At 65.0% G+C, this 548-nt stretch carries 1 protein-coding gene; it reads left to right on the top strand.

Going from position 1 to position 548, the window contains the following annotated elements:
• The coding region (locus tag OQ968_RS24785) for an AMP-binding protein (protein WP_324682293.1) at positions 1 to 548 on the top strand (548 nt) is incomplete at both ends.

The raw sequence follows: 548 nt of genomic DNA, 5'->3' as shown, positions 1-548 counted from the left end.
TATCTGATTTACACCTCGGGCACCACCGGGGTGCCCAAGGGGGTGGCCATCACCCACCACAACATCACCGCGCTGCTGGGGGCGCTGCCTGCAGCCCTGCCGGAGGCGGCTGTGTGGTCGCAGTGTCATTCCTTGGCATTTGATCTGTCGGTATGGGAGATCTGGGGCCCCCTTTTATACGGGGGGCGGCTCGTGGTGGTCCCCGACTCAGTCATTCGGTCACCGATGGATTTTCATTCTTTGCTGGTTGCCGAAAAGGTCGGCGTTCTCACCCAGACACCGTCGGCTGCGGGGATGTTGTGGCCCGAGGGTTTGGAGTCGGTCGCGCTGGTGGTGGCCGGTGAGGCCTGCCCGGCGGCGCTGGTGAACAAGTGGGCGCCGGGGCGGGTGATGATCAACTGGTATGGGCCAACTGAAACAACGATGGGCCCAGCGTGGACTCCGCCGTTGACGGCGGGTTCGGGGGCGGTACCGATTGGGTCGCCGGTGTTGGGGGCGGCGTTGTTTGTGCTGGATGGGTGGTTGCGTGCGGTGCCGGTGGGGGTGGT

It is taken from the genome of Mycobacterium sp. 663a-19 (genome assembly GCF_035616495.1).
Classification (GTDB): domain Bacteria; phylum Actinomycetota; class Actinomycetes; order Mycobacteriales; family Mycobacteriaceae; genus Mycobacterium.
The sequence above is the reverse complement of the archived record's forward strand: the minus strand, read 5'-3'. Positions and strand labels throughout refer to the sequence as shown.